General features: G+C 72.6%; 16 protein-coding genes. 6 read left to right on the top strand and 10 right to left on the bottom strand.

From position 1 onward, the window contains the following. Window positions 1-73 precede the first annotated feature (73 nt). Genes DEIMA_RS00995 through DEIMA_RS00985 form a run of 3 tightly spaced genes read left to right on the top strand, consistent with a single transcriptional unit; the run spans window position 74 to window position 2,651 of the window. A complete protein-coding gene (locus tag DEIMA_RS00995) occupies window positions 74-1,039 on the top strand; it encodes an aliphatic sulfonate ABC transporter substrate-binding protein (RefSeq protein WP_013555365.1) in 966 nt (321 codons plus the stop codon). Next, window positions 1,036-1,926 (top strand): ABC transporter permease subunit, encoded by an 891-nt coding sequence (locus tag DEIMA_RS00990; protein WP_013555364.1) that lies wholly within the window; start codon window positions 1,036-1,038, stop codon window positions 1,924-1,926. Before DEIMA_RS00995 ends, DEIMA_RS00990 begins: the two co-directional genes overlap by 4 nt. Next, window positions 1,923-2,651: an ABC transporter ATP-binding protein gene (locus tag DEIMA_RS00985; protein WP_013555363.1), complete on the top strand. Its 729-nt coding sequence runs from the start codon at window positions 1,923-1,925 to the stop codon at window positions 2,649-2,651. The genes DEIMA_RS00990 and DEIMA_RS00985 overlap by 4 nt, the downstream gene beginning before the upstream one ends. 96 nt (window positions 2,652-2,747) lie before the next feature. On the opposite strand, the gene DEIMA_RS00980 is transcribed toward DEIMA_RS00985, so the two are convergent. Beyond that, window positions 2,748-3,290 (bottom strand): dihydrofolate reductase family protein, encoded by a 543-nt coding sequence (locus DEIMA_RS00980; RefSeq protein ID WP_013555362.1) that lies wholly within the window; start codon window positions 3,288-3,290, stop codon window positions 2,748-2,750. A 264-nt stretch (window positions 3,291-3,554) separates the two neighbouring features. Here DEIMA_RS00980 and DEIMA_RS17655 point away from each other — a divergent pair, with 264 nt between their 5' ends. Further along, the gene (locus DEIMA_RS17655) at window positions 3,555-3,905 is read left to right on the top strand and encodes a hypothetical protein (RefSeq protein ID WP_148234854.1); all 351 of its coding nucleotides are present in this window, start codon (window positions 3,555-3,557) and stop codon (window positions 3,903-3,905) included. A 773-nt stretch (window positions 3,906-4,678) separates the two neighbouring features. Here the strand turns inward: DEIMA_RS17655 and acs are convergent. Continuing rightward, a complete protein-coding gene (gene acs, locus DEIMA_RS00970; protein ID WP_013555360.1) occupies window positions 4,679-6,613 on the bottom strand; it encodes an acetate--CoA ligase in 1,935 nt (644 codons plus the stop codon). A gap of 223 nt (window positions 6,614-6,836) precedes the next feature. Here acs and DEIMA_RS00965 point away from each other — a divergent pair, with 223 nt between their 5' ends. Then, a complete protein-coding gene (locus tag DEIMA_RS00965; RefSeq protein ID WP_013555359.1) occupies window positions 6,837-9,374 on the top strand; it encodes an excinuclease ABC subunit UvrA in 2,538 nt (845 codons plus the stop codon). Window positions 9,375-9,415: 41 nt separating this feature from the next. On the opposite strand, the gene DEIMA_RS00960 is transcribed toward DEIMA_RS00965, so the two are convergent. Together DEIMA_RS00960 and DEIMA_RS00955 are read right to left on the bottom strand one after the other, a co-directional pair. Next, window positions 9,416-10,183: a sulfite exporter TauE/SafE family protein gene (locus DEIMA_RS00960; protein ID WP_013555358.1), complete on the bottom strand. Its 768-nt coding sequence runs from the start codon at window positions 10,181-10,183 to the stop codon at window positions 9,416-9,418. Continuing rightward, entirely contained in the window at window positions 10,180-11,532 is a 1,353-nt protein-coding gene (locus tag DEIMA_RS00955; protein ID WP_013555357.1) for an MBL fold metallo-hydrolase, read from the bottom strand. The genes DEIMA_RS00960 and DEIMA_RS00955 overlap by 4 nt, the downstream gene beginning before the upstream one ends. 60 nt (window positions 11,533-11,592) lie before the next feature. Between DEIMA_RS00955 and DEIMA_RS00950 the strand changes: the two genes are divergently transcribed. Next, complete coding sequence (locus tag DEIMA_RS00950; protein WP_043816332.1) at window positions 11,593-11,859, top strand: metal-sensitive transcriptional regulator; 267 nt, start codon at window positions 11,593-11,595, stop codon at window positions 11,857-11,859. On the opposite strand, the gene DEIMA_RS00945 is transcribed toward DEIMA_RS00950, so the two are convergent. From DEIMA_RS00945 to DEIMA_RS00920, 6 genes are read right to left on the bottom strand one after another with little or no spacing between them, the layout of a single operon-like run. Continuing rightward, window positions 11,843-12,898 carry a 3-deoxy-7-phosphoheptulonate synthase gene (locus DEIMA_RS00945; RefSeq protein ID WP_013555355.1) on the bottom strand — a complete coding sequence of 352 codons (1,056 nt, stop codon included), beginning with the start codon at window positions 12,896-12,898 and terminating at the stop codon, window positions 11,843-11,845. The genes DEIMA_RS00950 and DEIMA_RS00945 overlap by 17 nt on opposite strands. A gap of 2 nt (window positions 12,899-12,900) precedes the next feature. Further along, window positions 12,901-13,656 (bottom strand): 2,3-dihydro-2,3-dihydroxybenzoate dehydrogenase, encoded by a 756-nt coding sequence (dhbA, locus tag DEIMA_RS00940; protein ID WP_013555354.1) that lies wholly within the window; start codon window positions 13,654-13,656, stop codon window positions 12,901-12,903. Beyond that, complete coding sequence (locus tag DEIMA_RS00935; protein WP_013555353.1) at window positions 13,653-14,936, bottom strand: condensation domain-containing protein; 1,284 nt, start codon at window positions 14,934-14,936, stop codon at window positions 13,653-13,655. The genes dhbA and DEIMA_RS00935 overlap by 4 nt, the downstream gene beginning before the upstream one ends. Next, complete coding sequence (locus tag DEIMA_RS00930; protein WP_013555352.1) at window positions 14,933-15,805, bottom strand: isochorismatase family protein; 873 nt, start codon at window positions 15,803-15,805, stop codon at window positions 14,933-14,935. The genes DEIMA_RS00935 and DEIMA_RS00930 overlap by 4 nt, the downstream gene beginning before the upstream one ends. After that, a complete protein-coding gene (locus DEIMA_RS00925) occupies window positions 15,802-17,415 on the bottom strand; it encodes a (2,3-dihydroxybenzoyl)adenylate synthase (protein ID WP_013555351.1) in 1,614 nt (537 codons plus the stop codon). Before DEIMA_RS00925 ends, DEIMA_RS00930 begins: the two co-directional genes overlap by 4 nt. Then, window positions 17,412-18,605: an isochorismate synthase gene (locus DEIMA_RS00920; RefSeq protein ID WP_013555350.1), complete on the bottom strand. Its 1,194-nt coding sequence runs from the start codon at window positions 18,603-18,605 to the stop codon at window positions 17,412-17,414. Before DEIMA_RS00920 ends, DEIMA_RS00925 begins: the two co-directional genes overlap by 4 nt. Window positions 18,606-18,698 lie beyond the last annotated feature (93 nt).

The following is an 18,698-nucleotide window of genomic DNA, read 5'->3' as shown; positions in this document are numbered from 1 at the left end:
CCACCACGCCCGCCGCCACCGGTCGCACCCACGCGCCCGGGCGGCCACCCACACCCCACAAAGGACCCGAACCATGCGCCGCACCCTGCTTCTCACGCTCACCGCCACCCTCGCCAGCACCGCCAGCGCCGTTACGTTCACCATCGGTTACCAGAAAGGCGGCCTGCCGAACCTCCTCAAAGCGCGCGGCACCCTCGACGCATACGCCAAACAGGGCATCGACTTCCGCTGGTCGCTGTTCACCGCCGGGCCGCCCCTGCTGGAAGCCGCGAACGCCGGCGCCGTGGACTTCGGCAGCGTCGGCGACGCGCCCGGCGTGTTCGCCCTTGCGGGCGGCGCGGCCCTGCAGTACGTCGCCGTGTCCGACCGCAAGAGCCTCGACAGCGAAGCCATCATCGTGCCGCGCACCTCCACCCTGAAGACCGTCGCGGACCTGCGCGGCAAACGCGTCGGCGTGGCGCGCGGCTCCAGCGCCCACGCGTTCCTGCAGAACGCCCTCAAGACCGCCAAACTCGGCCTGGGCGACATCACCCTCGTGCCCCTGCTCCCGCCGGACGCCCGCGCGGCCTTCGAGAGCGGCGCCATCGACGCGTGGGCCGTATGGGACCCGTACCTCACCACCGCCCTGCAGGCCACCGGCGCGCGCGTCCTGCGCGACCACCGCGGCCTCCCACGCAGCAACAGCTATTACCTCGCGCCCTCCGCGGTGCTCAAGGACGCCGACAAGAAACGCGCGCTGCAGATCGTCCTCGCGGAACTCGAAGCGACCGCCGCGTGGGCGAACACCCACCAAGACGACGTCATCCGTCAGTTCAGCGACGAACTCGGCATTCCGCAGAGCGTCCTGAACGTCACTGTCCGCAAGGAAGTTCCGTTCAACATCCGCCCGTTCCGCAGCACCGACATCCGCCCGCTGCAGGGCCTCGCGGACACCTTCCGGGACGTGGGCGTGCTCCCCCGCGCCCTCAAGCTGAACGCCGCGTCGTACGTGACCCTGCCCAACTTCAGCGCCGCGCTGCGCGCCCTGGGGGTCAAATGACGCCCGGCGAACTCCGCGCACTCACCGCCGATCTCGATGCGCCCACCTTCGACGTCCCCGCCGGGACCGGCAACGTCCGCCCCGCGCCGGGCGCGCGCCGCCCGCGAGCAGCGCGCGCCCGGGCCGCCGGCCTGGCCATTGCGCACACCGCCGCCCGCTGGGCCGTCCCCGTCGCCCTGCTCGTCGCGTGGCAGTGGGCGGCCAGTACCGGCCACCTCAACGCGCGCGTGCTGCCCGCCCCGAGCGCCGTCGTGACCGCCCTGATCGACCTCGCGCGCAGCGGCGAACTGTGGACGCACTTCCTCGCCAGCCTGCAGCGCGCCGGCGTCGGCGTCCTGATCGGCGGGACCCTCGGGTTCCTGCTCGGCATCCTGACCGGCGCGAGCCGCGCCGCGCACCTCCTGCTCGACAGCACCTTCCAGATGCTCCGCACCATCCCGAACCTCGCGCTGATCCCGCTCGTCATCGTGTGGTTCGGCATCGGCGAAACCGGCAAGGTGTTCCTCATCGCGCTCGCCACGTACTTCCCCGTGTACCTCAACACCGTGCACGGCGTCCACGGCATCGATGGCCGCCTCAAGGAAATGGCGCGCGTGTACGGCCTCAGCCCCGCCGAGACGTTCCGGCGCGTCACCCTGCCCGGCGCGCTCCCCGGCGTCCTCGTCGGCGTCCGCTACGCGCTCGGCATTTCCTGGCTGGCCCTCGTCGTCAGCGAATCGTTCGGCGCGAGCCGCGGCATCGGCTTCCTCGCCATGGACGCCCGCGAGTTCTTCCGCACCGACGTGATCGTCCTCGCCATCGTCATCTACGCCCTGATCGGCAAGGCCGCCGACGGCCTCGTCCGCGTCCTCGAGCAGCGCCTTCTCCCGTGGCGGGGGCGCGCATGACCGCCGCGCCCACCCTGCCCGCCCCCGGCGCGCACGTCACCGTCGACGGCCTGCACGTCCACTTCGGCGCGAACGCCGTCCTGCACGACCTGCACCTGCACATCGCCCCCGGTGAGCGCGTCGCCGTGGTCGGCGCGAGCGGCGGCGGCAAAACCACCCTGCTGCGCGTCCTCGCGGGCCTCACGCCTCCCTCGCACGGGCGCGTGCAGGTCGCCCAGGCGGACGGCGCCGCCCCCCGCGTCCGCGTGATGTTCCAGGAGGACCGCCTGCTGCCGTGGCTGCGCGCCCTCGACAACGTCGCCCTCGGCCTGCCCCGCACCGCCCGCCCGCACGCCCTCGCCGCCCTGCACGGCGTGGGCCTCGGCGCCCGCGCCGACGCGTACCCGCATGAACTCAGCGGCGGGCAGCGGCAACGCGTCGCCCTCGCCCGCGCCCTCGCGCACCGTCCCGGCCTGCTGCTCCTCGACGAGCCCTTCGGCGCGCTCGACGCCCTCACCCGCGCCAGCATGCACACCCTGCTCGAAACGCTGCTCGATGACACGGGCGCCACCACCCTGCTGATCACTCACGACCTCGACGAAGCCCTGAAACTCGCGGACCGCGTGCTCCTCCTGCGCGACGGCCGCGTCGCCGAGGACGTCCGCGTACCGCACGCGCGCCCGCGCCAGCGCACGGACGTGGAAAGCCTGAGGCAGCACCTCGAGCAGCACCTCGGCCACGCCTGAGCGTCCACAGGGGCACGGGAATCCCGCGGGATTCCCGTGCCCCTGACGCTGCACCCGGAACGGTCAACGCCACGGCCCGCGCCCACCCACAGTCAATCAGTCGCCTTCGGTGTGCGCGGCGTACGTCGCCTGCACCAGCCCGCTCGGGAAGGCGCGGCTGCTCACCAGACGCCAGCGTCGCTCCGGCAGGTCACGCCCGAACAGGGCGATGCCGGACCCCAGCACCACCGGCACCCACGAGAGCGTCATGTCGGTGACGAGGCCCGCGCGCAGCGCCTGACGCACCGCGTCGCCACCGTCCAGGTAGATGTGGCGGTGACCTTCCCGCGCGAGGCGCTCCACAAGGTCCACCAGGGCGCCCTGGAAGCCCTCCTCGTGGTGCTGACCGTCGAGCGGGCGGTGCGTCAGCACCACCACGCGCTTCCCGGTGAACGGCCACTCCGGGAAGGCCGTGACGACGTCGTAGGTGGCGCGGCCCATGACGAGCACGTCGGCGGAAGCCATCAGGTCGGCGTACCCGGTGTCCTCGGGCGGGTCGGTCTGGACGACGTTCAGCCAGTCGAGGCTGTGGTCGTCGCGCGCGAGGTACCCGTCGAGGCTGATGCCGAGGAAGACCGTGACGCGGGGTGAGGAAGCCATGCCCTCAGTATGTGCCCACAGCCCGGCAGGGCAGTGCGCACACCGGGCGGGCCACGGGCGCAAGCACAGGCCAGAACGTCGCCCGAGGGGGCCTCTTGAGCCTGAGGTCAGAAGCCACTCATGCTCGCCCTGGCTCGGGCGGGAACCGGTGGGTGTGCCGGCGCGCCAGCCTGCAGGACGGTCCTCCGGGCGGCGGGGCGTGCCCATCGGTGTTTGCCGGGTCTGGGGAGGTGGCGCGCCCGCAACGCTGGCGGGAGATTCTGCATGGCCCAAGCGGCAGAGGAGGTTTCTCCTGTGGCCAGAACGGCGGCGCGGGCCGTTTGGCCGCGGCTCACGCCCGCCATGAACGCCCCTGATAGCGTCAACCCCGAAAGGGGAACCAACATGCACAACACGCTGAACAAGATCGCGGCTTCTGTATGCTTCGCGGTGGCTCTGGGAGGCGCAGCGCTCGCGTCCAAACAACCGGTGACCATTCAATACAACGACCTCACGTCCTGCGAGAACCGCCGCCTTCAGCTTCAGCGCGAGCCGATGGTCAGTGACATCTCCAGCTGCTACCGTCCGCCCAACGACCGGTACCATTACTGGCTGAGCTACAACTACAACTACTGACCACGAACAGCGATTAACCCCGGCGAAACAGGCTGCGCAGCAGAGCGGGCCGGATGCTTCCGGCGAACAACGCACTTCCAGGCTGAGCGCCTCCTCAGCGTGCCCATTCGGGTGGCGCCCTCTCCCAAGTAAGGTGATGAGCAGGCTGACGTTCCCGCGCGCGGTGGGGAACACGGCCAGGCCGGGTTTCAGCGCCAGCCAACACTCCAGAGTGAAGGTCGGGGAGGTCTCAGGGGCGTCCATCATGCCAGCACGCACGAAGCCCGGTGAGCTCGGTCATGCCTGGCCGACCCTGAGCAGCCACCCATGTCCGGATCTGCCGGTTGCGGTTGCCGGCCACGAGCTGCAGCATGTTCGGTGGCCCAGGGGGTGTCAGCCAGGTTCCCCTGGACCTTGAGCGTCGCGCGCCCCGGCAACCAGGTCCGTTCCCGCACCAGCGGGTGTGGCGTCTGCGCCTGTGCGAACGGAACAGCTGCCCGGACGAACGCCGCCGGATCGAAGGACTGCACGCCGGCTTGTGGCGTGATGGTTGCGCCGCGCGCGTGGAGGACATTCGGGACGGTGAAGCCCGTCCGCCCCTCAGCGCAGGCGATGCCCCACGTCATCAAGCTCAGGCAAAGCTGCGTATCCGGGTCATACGTCGCACTGGGCTGCTCTGTCCAGGCCGAGCGTACGTTGGGTAGAGCGCCGCCCTGGTCGCCGGTGAATCTGAGGGTCAATCACACCAGCCCCCGCAGGGGACGTCCTGCGGGGGCTGGCCTCTGCGGGGGTGTTTACTGCGCGGGCGCCTGTTGCAGGCGCTCCAGCACCGCCGGGTCTTCGAGGGTGCTGGTGTCGCCGCTGATGGCCTGCCCCGCCGCGATCTGCCGCAGGAAGCGCCGCATGATCTTGCCGCTGCGCGTTTTCGGCAGGGCGTCCGCGAAGCGGATCTCGTCCGGGCGGGCGATCGCGCCGATCTCGCGCGCGACGTGCGCGCGCACGTCGTCAGCGGTGGCCGTGGCGCCGGACTGCAGCGTCACGAACGCGACGATCCCTTCTCCCTTCACGTCGTCCGGGCGGCCGACGACGGCGGCCTCCGCGACGCTCGGGTGCGCCACGAGCGCGCTCTCCAGTTCCATGGTGCCGAGGCGGTGCCCGCTGACGTTCAGTACGTCGTCGATGCGGCCGATGACGGTCACGTACCCTTCGGCGTCGCGGCGCGCGCCGTCCCCCGCGAAGTACACGCCGGGAATTTCCGACCAGTAGCTCTGCTGGTAGCGGTCGTCGTCGCCGTATACGGTGCGGAGCATGCTCGGCCAGGGGCGTTTGAGGACCAGGAAGCCGCCCTCGTCCGGGCCGAGTTCTTGCCCGGTGCGGGTCATGATGGCGGGGTCCACGCCGAACATGGGGAGGCCGGCACTGCCGGGTTTCGCGTCGTGCGCGCCGGGCAGGGTGGTGAGCATGATGCCGCCGGTTTCGGTCTGCCACCAGGTGTCCACGACGGGGCAGTGGCCGCCGCCGACGACGTCGTGGTACCACACCCACGCTTCCGGGTTGATGGGTTCCCCGACGGACCCCAGCAGGCGCAGGCTGCTCAGGTCGTGTCGCTGCACGAACGCGTCGCCGGCGCGCATGAATGAGCGGATGGCGGTGGGCGCGGTGTACAGCACGGTCACGCGGTGCCGTTCGATCATGGCCCAGAAGCGGCTCCAGTCCGGGTGGTTTGGGGCGCCTTCGTACAGGAACACGGACGCGCCGTTCAGCAGCGGGCCGTACACGACGTAGCTGTGGCCGGTGACCCAGCCGACGTCGGCGGTGCACCAGTACAGGTCGTCCGGGCCGAGTTCAAAGACCGCCTGGGTGGTGAGGTACGTGCCGACCATGTACCCGCCGGTGGTATGCAGGACGCCTTTGGGTTTGCCGGTACTGCCGCTGGTGTACAGGATGAACAGCGGGTGTTCGCTGTTCAGTTCGGCGGGGGCGTGCTCGGCGCTGGCGTCCCTGAGGAGGTCGTCCCACCAGAGGTCGCGGCCGGCCTGCATGGGCACGGCCTGCCCGGTGCGGTTCACGACGATGACGTGCTCGATGTCCGGCGTGCCCTTCAGGGCCTCGTCGGCGCTGGCTTTGAGGTTCACGGTGCTGCCGCGGCGGAGGCCGCCGTCGGCAGTGATGAGGACCTTGCTGCCGGCGTCCTTGATGCGTTCGCACAGGGCGCTGGCGCTGAACCCGCCGAACACGACGCTGTGCACGGCGCCGATGCGGGCGCAGGCGAGCATGGCGATGGCCGCCTCGGGAATCAGTGGGAGGTAGAGGGTGACGCGGTCGCCGGCGTGCACGCCGAGGCGCGTGAGGGCGTTCGCGAGCTGGCAGACCTGCGCGTGCAGTTCGTGGTACGTGAGGGTGCGTTGGGTGCCGTCCTCGCCTTCCCAGACGATCGCGCGGGCGTCGCCGCGGGTGGGGAGGTGCCGGTCGAGGGCGTTGTACGCGATGTTCGTGGTGCCGTCCGCGAACCACTGTGCGTGCGGCGGTTGCCAGTCGAGGGCCTGGGTGGGCGCGCGGAACCAGTGGAGTTCGCGGGCGATGTCACTCCAGAAGCCGTCGGGGTCCTGCAGGGAGCGGGCGTACGCGCGGTCGTACGCGTCGCGGGTCCAGCGGACGCGCGCGGCGTACTCGGCGGGCGGGGCGTAGCGGCGGTGTTCGTGCAGGACGTTCTCGATGGACTGGGTCATGGGTGGTCCTTTGCGAGGAGGGGAGAGGCGGGGCCGACCCGCGCACATGGCAATGCACGGTCAAACGCGTTGAAAAGTATGAAAATAATTTTTCCATGTTCGGGGTGTCCACATCAACCCACCCCACCCCGCGCGCCACCGTACACCTAGACAGTCCACACGCGACCTTACGCAAACCTGTGGACTTCCCCGCCCGCGCGCACCACCACGAAATAATCACCGCATGCCCCGCCGCCCCCGACCCCACACCGCCCGTCCCGGCTTCGTGCAGGTGCGCGGCGCCCGCGAACACAACCTCAAGAACCTCCACGTCGAATTCCCCCGCGACGCCCTCGTCGTCTTCACCGGCGTGTCCGGATCCGGCAAAAGCAGCCTCGCGTTCGGCACCCTGTACGCCGAAGCGCAGCGCCGCTACCTCGAAAGCGTCTCCCCGTACGCCCGGCGCCTGTTCCACCAGCTCACCACCCCCGACGTGGACGCCGTCGACGGCCTCCCGCCCGCCGTCGCCCTCCAGCAGACGCGCGGCGCCCCCACCACCCGCTCCTCCGTCGGCAGCGTCACCACCCTCGCAAACCTCGCCCGCATGCTGTACTCCCGCGCCGGCACGTACCCCCCCGGCCAGCCCATCATCTACGCCGAAGGGTTCTCCCCCAACACCCCCGAAGGCGCCTGCCCCACCTGCCATGGCCTGGGCCGCACGTACGACGTCACCGAACGCAGCATGGTCCCCGACGACACCCTCACCATCCGCGAACGCGCCGTCGCCGCGTGGCCGACCGCGTGGGCCGGGCAGAACCAACGCGACATCCTCGTCACGCTCGGCATCGACGTGGACCGCCCCTGGCGCGACCTCCCCCGCGAACAGCGCGACTGGATTCTCTTCACCGACGAGCAGCCCGTCGTGCCCGTGTACGCCGGCCTCACGCCCGCCGAAACGCAACGCGCCCTCAAACGCAACCAGGAACCCAGCTACATGGGCACCTTCACGAGCGCGCGCCGGCACGTCCTGCACACCTTCGCGAACTCCCCGAGCGCCAGCATGAAGAAACGTGCCGCGCAGTACCTCGTGAGCCAGGCGTGCCCCACCTGCCACGGCAAACGCCTCCGCCCGGAATCCCTGGGCGTCACCTTCGAGGGCCTCGACATCAGCGAGCTCGCGCGCCTCCCCCTCACGCGCCTGCGCGCCCTGCTGCACCCGCACGCCACCGGGCAGGCCCCCCAGCCCGGCGACGCCGCGCACCCCGAACAGGCCGAAGCGCGCCTGCGCCTCACCGCCGACCTCGTGCAGCGCCTCGACGTGCTCCTCGACCTGGGCCTCGGCTACCTCACCCTGGACCGCTCCACCCCCACCCTGTCCCCCGGGGAGCTGCAACGCCTGCGCCTCGCCACGCAGCTGTACTCGAACCTGTTCGGCGTCGCGTACGTCCTCGACGAGCCTTCCGCCGGCCTGCACCCCGCCGACACCGAAGCGCTGCTCGGCGCGCTCGACGACCTCAAAGCCGCCGGGAACTCCCTGTTCGTCGTAGAGCACGACCTGAGCGTCATCCGCCACGCCGACTGGATCGTCGATGTCGGCCCGGACGCCGGCGAACGCGGCGGCGACATTCTGTACAGCGGCCCGCCCGAAGGCCTCCGCGACGTGCGCGCCTCCCACACCGCCCGGTACCTGTTCGCGCCGCCCGCACCGCCCCGCACGCCCCGCACCCCCACCCACTGGCTGGAACTGACGGGCGTCACCCGCCACAACCTGCGCGACCTCGACGCGCGCCTGCCCCTCGGCGTGTTCACCAGCGTCACGGGCGTGTCCGGTTCCGGCAAGAGCAGCCTCGTGACCGGCGCGCTCGTCGACCTGCTCGCCCAGCACCTCGGCGCGGCCCTCCCCGCCGACACGGACGACGCCGACCCCGACGAACCCGCCGACGCCCCCACCGAAACGCACGGGCAGCTCGGCGGCGACACGACGGTCGTGCGCCGCCTCGTCCGTGTCGACCAGAAACCCATCGGCCGCACGCCCCGCTCGAACCTCGCCACGTACACGGGCCTGTTCGACCACGTCCGCAAACTCTACGCCGCCACCCCCCTCGCCCGCGAACGCGGGTACGACGCCGGGCGGTTCAGCTTCAACGTCAACGGCGGCCGCTGCGACCACTGCGCTGGCGAAGGCTTCGTGATGGTCGAACTGCTGTTCCTCCCCAGCGTGTACGCCCCCTGCCCGGTGTGCCACGGCGCCCGCTACAACGCCGAAACCCTGGAGGTCGCGTACGCCGGACGCAGCATCGCGGACGTCCTCGCCCTCACCGTCGACGACGCGCACGCGTTCTTCGCGGAGGAGCCGGCCGTGGCGCGCGCCCTCACGACCCTGCGCGACGTCGGCCTCGGGTACCTGCGCCTCGGGCAGCCCGCCACTGAACTCAGCGGCGGCGAAGCGCAACGCGTGAAACTCGCCACGGAACTGCAGCGCGCCGCGCGCACCCACACCGTGTACGTCCTCGACGAACCCACCACCGGCCTGCACCCCGCCGACACCGAACGCCTCACGCAGCAGCTGCACGGCCTCGTGGACGCCGGGCACACTGTGATCGTCGTGGAGCACGACCTGAGCGTCATCGCCGCGAGCGACTGGGTCATTGACCTCGGCCCCGGCGCGGGCGACGAGGGTGGCCGCATCGTCGCCGCCGGCTGCCCCGCGGACGTCGCGCGGGCGCGGGGCAGCCGCACCGCCCCGTACCTGCAGCGCACCCTCGGCGGCGAGCGCCCCTGAGGCGCGTGCGCTGCCCGGACCTGCCCGCTGGCCAGGCCGCTTCAGGCGCCGTCGCCGCGCGCGCTCCACGCGAGAACCCCCGCGAGCCCCAGCACCAGCAGCGCGAACGCCCGCGTGAGCCCGGCGTGCCCGAGCCGCGGGGCGATGCGCGCCGCGAGCGCGCTGCCCGCCAGCCCACCCAGGCCCATGGGGACGGCGTCCCCGACGGGCACGGCCGCGCCGCTCAGTGCGCGCAGGCCGAGCGCCAGGACGCTGTTCAGCGCGATGATCAGCAGGCTGGTCGGCACCGCCTGCCGCATGCCGAGGCCCAGGGCGAGCAGTGCGGGGATGATCACGAAGCCGCCGCCGACGCCGAACACGCCGGTCGTGAGGCCCACGAGCGTGCCGGCCAGCAGCACCTTGCGGCGGGGCACGTGCGCGCCCGCGTCGGCGGGCGGTTCGGGCGTGCGGCCGCGCAGGAGGTTCACGGCGATCAGGACCATCAGGGCCGCGAAGGCGAGCGTGAGGGCGCGTTCGTTCAGGCGGGCGTGCACGAGCGTCCCGGCGGCCGTGCCGAGGGTGCCGGTGAGCACGATGAGGGCGGCCATGCGGTACTGCACGCGGCGCGCGCGGATGTGCGCGCCGAGCGCGCCAGTGGCGTTCGCCGCGACGATCATCAGGCTGGCACCCGTGGCGAGTTTCGGGGGGACACCGAGCACGCCGATGAGGAGCGGCACGGTCAGGAGGCTGCCACCGCCGCCCACCAGCCCGAGCGCGAGCCCAATGGGCACGCCGAGCAGCGCGGCGGTGAGGGCACGTTCGGGCGTCACGGGTGCGCGGCGGTCCACGCGGCGTACCCGCCGGCCAGTTCGCGCACGTCCGCAAAGCCGCGCGTGCGCAGCAGGCTCGCGGCGGCGGCGGAGCGCGCGCCGCTCTGGCAGTACACGGTGACGGGCGTGTCGCGCGGCAGGGTCTGAAGGTCGCGCGTGAGGTGCGCGGCAGGGCGCAGCAGCGCGCCCGGGAGGTGCCCGGCGGCGTGCTCGGCGGTGGTGCGGACGTCCAGCAGGGCCGCGTCGTGGGGGAGCGCCCCGGGGGGCAGGGGCGGATAAGGGCGGGTGGGCAGGCCGTGCAGGTCCGTGACGTACCCGGCGACGCGGTCCAGGCCGACGCGCCACAGCCGGGCGCGCAGGGCGTGCGCGTGCGCGGCGTCGCGGGCGAGCAGCACGAGCGGGCGCGGGTCGGCGTCCGGGTCGATCAGCCACGCCGCCCACGTTTCGAGGTGCGGACCGTCCGGGAGGTGCAGGGCGTTCGGGAGGCTGCCGGCGTGGTAGGCGCCGCGCGGGCGCGTGTCGATCAGCAGGCCGTCGAGGACGGCGCTCGCGGGGAGGGCGGGCAGGGGCGTGCTGGGGGTGAGGGGCGGGCCGGCGCGGTTGTCGCGTTTCATGCGCGCGAAGTACGCGGGGGCGTCCGGCTGGTCGGCGAGCAGCGTGCGCGTGAAGCCGTCCTCGTCATTGCGCGCGACGTAGGGCGCCCACCACGCGCGCTGCGTTTCCGCACCGACGGTGCTGGAGGGTTGCGTCCCGAGGGCCTTGCCGCAGGCGCTGCCCGCGCCGTGCCCGGGCCAGATGGGCGTGCCGGGCGGCAGGGGGAGGAAGTGGTCGCGCAGCGCGCCGAACAGCTGGCGCGCGCCGGTGAAGCGGGTGTCGTGGCCGCCGGCGGCCTCGTCGAGCAGGTCGGGCCGGCCGACGTCGCCGACGAACACGAAGTCCCCGGTGAGCAGGGCGGTGTCGCCGTGGCGGTCGGTGATCAGGAAGCTGAGGTGTTCGGGGGTGTGGCCGGGTGTGTGGAGGGCCTGCACGCGGACGTACCCGACGTGCAGGGTGTCGCCGTGGTGCAGGGGGGTGTGCGGGTAGGTGGGGGTCCAGTCGGGGCCGCCTTCAGCGCTGAGGTGCAGTTCGGCGTGCGCGCGGGCGCTGAGTTCGCGGGCGCCGCTGAGCAGGTCGGCGTGGAGGTGCGTTTCGGTGACGTGGGTGATGCGCAGGCTGTGCTGCCGCGCGAGGTCGAGGTACGCCTGCACGTCGCGGTGCGGATCGACGACGAGGGCGACGCCGACGTCCGGGCAGCCGATCAGGTAGCTGGCCTGGGCGAGGTCGTCGTCGTAGAGGCGGTGGAGGAGCATGCCTCACCGTATACCCCCTCCCCCTATGCGTCAAGTACCCCGGGGGGGTATACTCTTGGGGTGAGTGCCCCCGTGCCCGTCGCCGACCACCAAGCCGAAAAAACCCGCATCCTCAACCGCCTGCGCCGCCTCGAAGGTCAGATCCGCGGCCTGCAGAAAATGGTCGAGGACGACAAGAACTGCGTGGACGTCATGACGCAGCTCGCCAGCGCCAAAAGCGCCCTGGACGCCACCGGCGACGTCATCCTCGAAACCTACCTCACCCTCTGCCAGGCGCGCGGCGACACCCCCACCGACCTCATGCGCCTCCTCAAACTCGCCCGCTGACCCCCGCATACGCCGCCCAGACGAGGGCTTCGGTGTCGGTCCAGCCGAGGCAGGCGTCGGTGACGCTGACGCCGTACTGGAGGGGTTGACCGGCGGGGGTGAGGGGCTGCTTGCCGGGGTGGAGGTGACTTTCGAGCATGAGGCCCTTGAGGCTGGTGGTGCCACGGGCGCGCTGCTGAAGGACGTCGCGCCAGACGTGGGCCTGGCGGGTGTGGTCGCTGCGGCTGTTGGCGTGGGAGCAGTCGACGAGGATGGCGGGGTGATGCCCGGCAGCGCGCAGCAGGGCTTCGGTGTCGGCGACGCTGTGGGCGTCGAAGTTGGGGCCCGGCGTGCCGCCCCGCAGGATCACGTGCCCGTCCGGGTTGCCGCTGGTGTGCACGATGCACGCGCGGGCGTCCTCGGTGATGGTGAAGAATGCGTGCGGGTGCTTCGCGGCGGTGATGGCGTCCACCGCGAGCTTGACGCTGCCGCCCGTGCCGTTCTTGAAGCCCATGGGGGCACTCACGGCGCTCGCCATGACGCGGTGCGTCTGGCTCTCGACGGTGCGCGCCCCCAGGCACCCCCACGCGAGCAGGTCGAACAGGTACTGCGGCACGAACGGGTCGAGCAGTTCCGTGGCGACGGGCAGCCCCAGTTCGTTGATGCGGCCCATCAGTGCGCGCGTGCGGTGCAGGCCGGTGCTGAGGTCGTAGGCGCCGTTCATGTGAGGGTCGGTGAGGAAGCCGCGCCAGCCGACGGTGGTGCGGGGCTTCTCGACGTACACGCGCATGACGAGCTCAAGGCGGTCACGGGTGCGTTCGCGGAGGTGCGCGAGGCGGTGAGCGTAGTCGAGGGCGGCGTGCTCGTCGTGGATGCTGCACGGTCCGAGGATCAGCAGCAGGCGGTCGTCGTGGCCGTGCAGGATCGCGCGGATGGCGTCGCGCGCGGCGAGCACCGTGCGTTCCGCGCGCGCCGTCAGCGGCAGCACCGTCTTCAGTTCCCGCGGCGTGACGAGCTGAACGTCCGCGTGAACGTCGGGGCGGTCGAGGGTCGCGGTCACGCTCAGGCCCCCAGCGTCGCGCCGCCGTCCACGACGACGTCCTGAAGGGTCACGTGCCGCGCCGCGTCGGACAGCAGGAACGCGACGACGCCCGCCACGTCCTGCGGCTGCGCGATCCGCCCGAGCGGAATGCCCGGCCGGTACGCATCCAGCGAACCGCGAATTACGGCGTCTGCGCCGTGCGCCTCTGTCCACAACTGCCGCCCCATGCGGGTGTCGGTACTGCCGGGCGACACGGTGTTGCAGCGCACGCCGTGCGGCGCGAGCTCCAGCCCAAGGCAACGCGTCAGGTGCGCGGTGGCCGCCTTGGACGCCGCGTACGCGCCCATGCCCGCGCGGGCCACGTGCGCGGCATTCGACGTGACCGTCACGATGGCGCCGCGCCCGCGCGGCGCCATGCGCCGCCCGACTGCGCGCCCGGTCAGGAACGGCCCGGTGGTGTTCACGGCGAACGTCCGCGCCCAGTCCTCGTCGCTGTACGTGGTGAGCGCGCCGGGCCGCAGGATGCCGGCTGCGTTCACGAGCGCGTCAATCGGCCCGAGCGTCCGCTCGATCTCGTCCACCAGCTCCTCCACGCGGCGCGCGTCCGTGACGTCGAGCGCCGCGGCGCGCGCCGCGTGCGGGGCTGCGGGCGCGTGGAGGTCCGTGGCGACCACCCGGTACGCCTGCTGCCCCAGGTGCGCCACGATGGCCGCGCCAATCCCGCCCGCCGCGCCGGTCACGAGTGCCACCGGGCCTGCCGCGTGCGGGCCGGTCACGCGCGCACCGCCGGGAACACCAGGGACCGGTGCGGGTGGCGGACGCCGTCCATCAGGCCGGCGAGGAACGCCGCGTGGTGTGCTTGGAGGGTCGCGGCGTCGTACAGGCGGGGGTGCCCGTCGAGCGCGAACGTGAGGCGCTCCGCCCACCCTGTGAACGCGAACGCCAGGTCCTCCACCGGCCCGGACGCCACGTTGCGCGTGCGCACCTGCAGGGCCGCGCCGAGGTTCAGCGGCGCCGCGAACGGGATGACGTTCACTTCCGGGCCGAACAGGCGGTGCCCGTTCAGGTCCGCCCACAAGTCCTCGTAACGGTACCGCGCGTGCGGACGCGCGGCCCGGTAGGCGGCGTCGGCCTGCCCCGCAAGGTCCGCGAGGCTCGCGCCGTCCTCGGCGTTCACGCGCAGCGGCAGCAGGTTCATGGTGAGGCATGGGACGCGCGCCGCGACGCTCCCGAGCCGCGCCATGCTCGGCACCGCGAGGAACACGTGCCGCTCGCCCGTGCGGGCCCGCCAGTACGCGGCGGTCGCGGCGAACAGCAGGTTCGGCCACGGGGTGCGCAGCGCGTCCGCGCACGCGCGCAGGGCGCGCACGTCCTCGGCGCTCAGGTCTCCGGTGACGCGCGTGCCGCGCGCGAGGCCCAGGTCGAGGAGCGGCGCGGGCGTGTGCGGGATGTCCGCGTACAGCTTCATCCAGTACGCGCGGTCCGCCTGACGGGCGGCGGAGGTCGCGTACGCGGCATCCTCCGCCACGACGGGCGCATACGCCGCGAACGGCGCGCCGACGGCCGGACCGCCCGTGAGCGCGCGGTAGTGTTCGGCGACGCGCGCGCCGAACAGCGCCACGCCGTACCCGTCGAGGGCGATGTGGTGCGTGCGCATCACCCACCAGTGGTGGTCGTCTGCGAGGACGTACAGCGTATGGTCTGTGAGGTGCCCGCGCGTCAGGTCGAACGGCGCGTCGAGGTGCGCGCGCAGGTGCGTTTCGGCGTGCGCGGCGGCGTTCGGGGTGCCGCGCAGGTCCACGAGCGTCATCGGCGTGGGCGCCGCCGCGCCCGGGTGCTGCACGCCGCGCTCGCCGGGGCCGTCCAGGCGTGCGCGCAACGCTTCGGCTTCCAGCATCGTGAGGTGCAGCGCGCGCTCGAACGCGTCGCGTTGCAGGGGGCCGCGCACCTCGGTGCAGTCGGCGGTGTGGTTAAGGGTGTGGTCGGGGTGCGCCTGCTGCTCGGCCCACAGGCTGCGCTGCGCCGCCGTGAGCGGCAGGGTGCCAGTCAGGGTCATGCGCCCACTCCCGCGCTCAGGCGCCGCAGGACGCCGCCGACGGTGGGGTCCGCGACGACGTCCGCGTACGTGATGGTCGCGCCCGCGCCCGTCCAGGCCTCCACCAGCAGCATCAGGCGAATGGAGTCCAGGCCGAGCAGCAGCAGATCGTCGTCGTCGCGCAGGTCGTCCGCGCTCAGGCCGACGTGCGCGGCGAGGTCCGCGCGGACGCGGGCGGGGGAGAGCGCCGCAGCGGGCGCCGGCAGCGCGTCCAGCACCTGCCGGGTGCTCAGGACGCTCGCGCAGCGTCCGGCGGCGTACGTCAGCGCCTGATCGTGCTGCGCGCGCGTGAAGTCCGCGACGGCGTCGCCGATCAGGAACGCCTGCGTGTCGTGCATGAACGCGTCCGCGGCGGTGAGCAGGCACCCAATGTTCGCGTACACGCCGCAGATGAGCAGCTGGTCGCGGCCCCACGCGCGCAGCTGCTCGCGCAGGGGCGTGCGCACGAACGCGCTGTACCGCCATTTCGTGAGGACCGTGTCGCCGCCTTGCGGCGCGACGGCCGGGTGCACGCGCACCTGCGCGGGGTCGTCGCGCAGGCCCGGCCCCCAGAAGTCTGTGAGGAGCGCGCGGTCCGCCGGAGCCTGATCGCCGGGCTGCGCGGTGTACACGACGGGAATGCCGAGCGCGCGGCACCGTTCCAGCAGCGCGTTCACGTGCGCGAACAGTTCCGGGATGGGGGCGTGCGCCGCGTCGTAGAAGTCCAGGAAGTACTGCTGCAGGTCGTGCACGAGCAGCACGGTGCGCGCGGCGTCCGGCGTCCAGGGCACGCGGCTCCGCGGGAGGTCGCTTTCGGTCGGCATGGGGTACGTGGCGATGCGGGGAATCATTGGGGGCTCCGTTCGTTCAGGCGGGCGCGCAGGGCGACCTTGTTGGTCTTGCCGAACGCCGTGCGGGGCAGGGCATCGACGAATTCGATCAGGTCGGGGGTTTTGTAGTCGGCAAGGCCGGCGGCGCGCACGTGCGCCTTGAGGTCCAGCGCGAGGCGCGGCGTGGCCGCGCCTGTGAGCTGCACGAACGCGCAGGTGCGTTCGCCGAGCCACGCGTCCGGGAGGCCGACCACGGCGACGTCGTGCACGGCCGGGTGCGTGAGCAGCACGTGCTCGATCTCCTCGGCGGCGACCTTCTCGCCCGCGCGGTTGATCTGGTCCTTGTGCCGCCCGGTGACTTCCAGGTACCCGTCGGCGCGGCGGGTGACGACGTCGCCGGTGCGGTAGTACCCTTCGGGCGTGAACGCGCGGCGGTTGTGGTCGTCCGCGCGGAAGTACCCACGGATCGTGTAGGGGCCGCGCGTGAGCAGGTGCCCGGGCACGCCGGCGGGGACGTCCTCGTCGTCGTCGTTCACGATGCGGACCTCGTCGTGCAGGCTGATGGGGCGGCCCTGCGTGTGGTACACGAGCGACGCCGGGTCGCCCGGACGGGTGTAGTTCACGAGCCCTTCGGCCATGCCGAACACCTGCTGCAGGGCGCAGCCGAGCACGTCCGGCACCTGCCGCGCGACATCCGCGGCGAGGGGCGCGCCGCCCACCTGCAGGAGTTGCAGGCAGCCGGGCGTGCCGTGCGTGCGGGCGTGCTGCAGCCACACGAGCAGCAGCGCGGGCACGAGCGCCGCCATGGTCACGCCGTGCCGCTCGATGAGCGGGAAGGTCGTGGTGGGCGTCGGGTCGGGGGCGATCACGACGGTGCCGCCCGCGTGGAGCACGCCGAGCGTGCCGGGGGAGCTGAGCGGGAAGTTGTGCGCGAGCGGCAGCGCCGCGAGGTACACGGTGTCCGGGCCGAGCGCGCAGATGTCCGCGCTGGCGCGGACGCTGTACAGGTAGTCGTCGTGCGTGCGCGGAATGAGTTTTGGCGTGCCGGTGCTTCCGCCGGACAGCTGGTAGAGCGCCACCGTGGAGGCGTCCACCGGGGTGGGGGGGAGGTCGCCCGCCTCGTCCGGGGCGCGCAGCGGCGTGAATTCCGCGGCGTCCCCGAGGATGAACACGTGCCGGAGGCTGGGGGCGGCGGCGACGGCGGCGCGCGCGAGGCGGCGGTGGTCGAACCCGCCGTGCTCGTCGACGGTGACGTACGCGCGCGCGTCAGTGTGCGCGCAGAAGAAGGTGATTTCGCGCTCGCGGTGCGCGGGGAGCGCCATGATGGGCGCCGCGCCGACACGCATCAGGCCGAAGCATACGGGGAAGAACGCCGCCCGGTTCGGGAGCTGCACGACCACGCAGTCCCCGGCCTGCAGGCCGCTGCGGGCGAACAGCGTCGCGTACCGCTCGGCCTGGGCGTGCAGGTCAGCGTACGTGACGGTGTCGTCACCGTGAATCAGCGCGGTGCGGTGCGCGTGCAGGCGGCTGGTGCGGTCCAGCCACGCGCTGAACGTCTCGCCGCGCCAGTACCCGAGTCGGCGGTACTCGGCGGCCACGTCGGGTGGCCAGGGCGTGAAGTCGGCGTTCACAGGGCCTCCCCGTCGGCGTGCACGCCGAGGGCGTGCAGCATGGTGCGGAATTTCGCGGCGGTTTCGCGGCGTTCGGCGGCCGGGTCGGACGCGCCGACGATGCCCGCGCCCGCGTACAGGCGCGCCTCGCGCCCGCGCACGTCCGCGCAGCGGATCGTGACGGCCCATTCGCCGTCGCCGTCCGCGTCCATCCATCCGACGGCGCCCGTGAACAGGTCCCGCTCGAACGGTTCCGTACGGCGGATGAACGCGCGGGCGGCGTCGTGCGGGACGCCGCAGACGGCGGGCGTCGGGTGCAGGCGGCGCACGAGGTCGAGGGCGCTGGTGCGCGGGTCGCGGAGCGTGCCGGTGATGCGGGTGGCGAGGTGCCAGAGCGTGGCGGTTGGGACCACGCGGGGCTGCTCGGGAACGTGCAGTTCGGCGCACAGGGGCGTGAGGGCGCTGCGGATGGCGTCCACGACGAGGGCGTGCTCGTGGAGGTCCTTGGCGCTGCGCGCGAGGGCGTGGGCGCGTTCGGCGTCCTCAGCGGGGTCGTGGGCGCGCGCGCAGGTGCCCGCCATGGGGTGCAGGTGCACCTGCTGGCCGTGTCGGGTGAGCAGCAGTTCCGGGCTGGCGCCCAGCAGGTGCGTGTCGGGGCCGGTGCGCAGCGCGAACGTGTAGCCGTCCGGGTTGCGCTGCGCGAGGTGCCGCAGGACCGCCGCGCGGTCGATGACGTCGTCGAGGGTGACGTGCAGGGTGCGCGCGAGCACGACCTTGCGCAGCGTGCCGTCCTGGCAGGCGCGGCGTGCGGCCTGCACCTGCGCTTCGTACGCGTCCGGGGTGGGCGTCGGCTGGAGCCGGGCAGTGCGGGGCGCGGGCGTACCGGGGTGGGGGAGGGCGGGGAGGCGCCCGGCCTGCTGCGTGCGCTGCGCGCGGAGCAGCAGCGCGGGTTGCTCCGCGTGGAAGGGGACGGCGCCCACCAGCAGGGGGCGCGTCTGTCCGGGTCGGGGGCGGAGCAGGTCGGTGGCGTGCGCGGTCAGTTCAGGGGTGGGGACGGCGCGCTGGTCAAGGGCGCCCTGCCCGAGCAGGGTGCGGGTGGGCGAGGCGTAGAAGAAGCTGGCGTGGTCGTTGTAGGCGTGCAGGAGGTGCGTGGCCGATGACGGGGTGTCCGGCGTTCCGGCTGGAACGTCGGCAGTGAGGCTGACGGGCATGGAGGCTCCTTGGACGGGTGGGTGAGGATCGCCGCGCGGGGTTCCCAGGCCGCGCGTGGCTTGCGACGAATGCCCGGCTAAAGTAAATTTATC

The sequence above is a fragment of the Deinococcus maricopensis DSM 21211 genome (assembly GCF_000186385.1).
Lineage (GTDB): Bacteria > Deinococcota > Deinococci > Deinococcales > Deinococcaceae > Deinococcus_B > Deinococcus_B maricopensis.
Note: the sequence above shows the minus strand (reverse complement) of the source record. Positions and strands in the feature narration are given on the sequence as shown.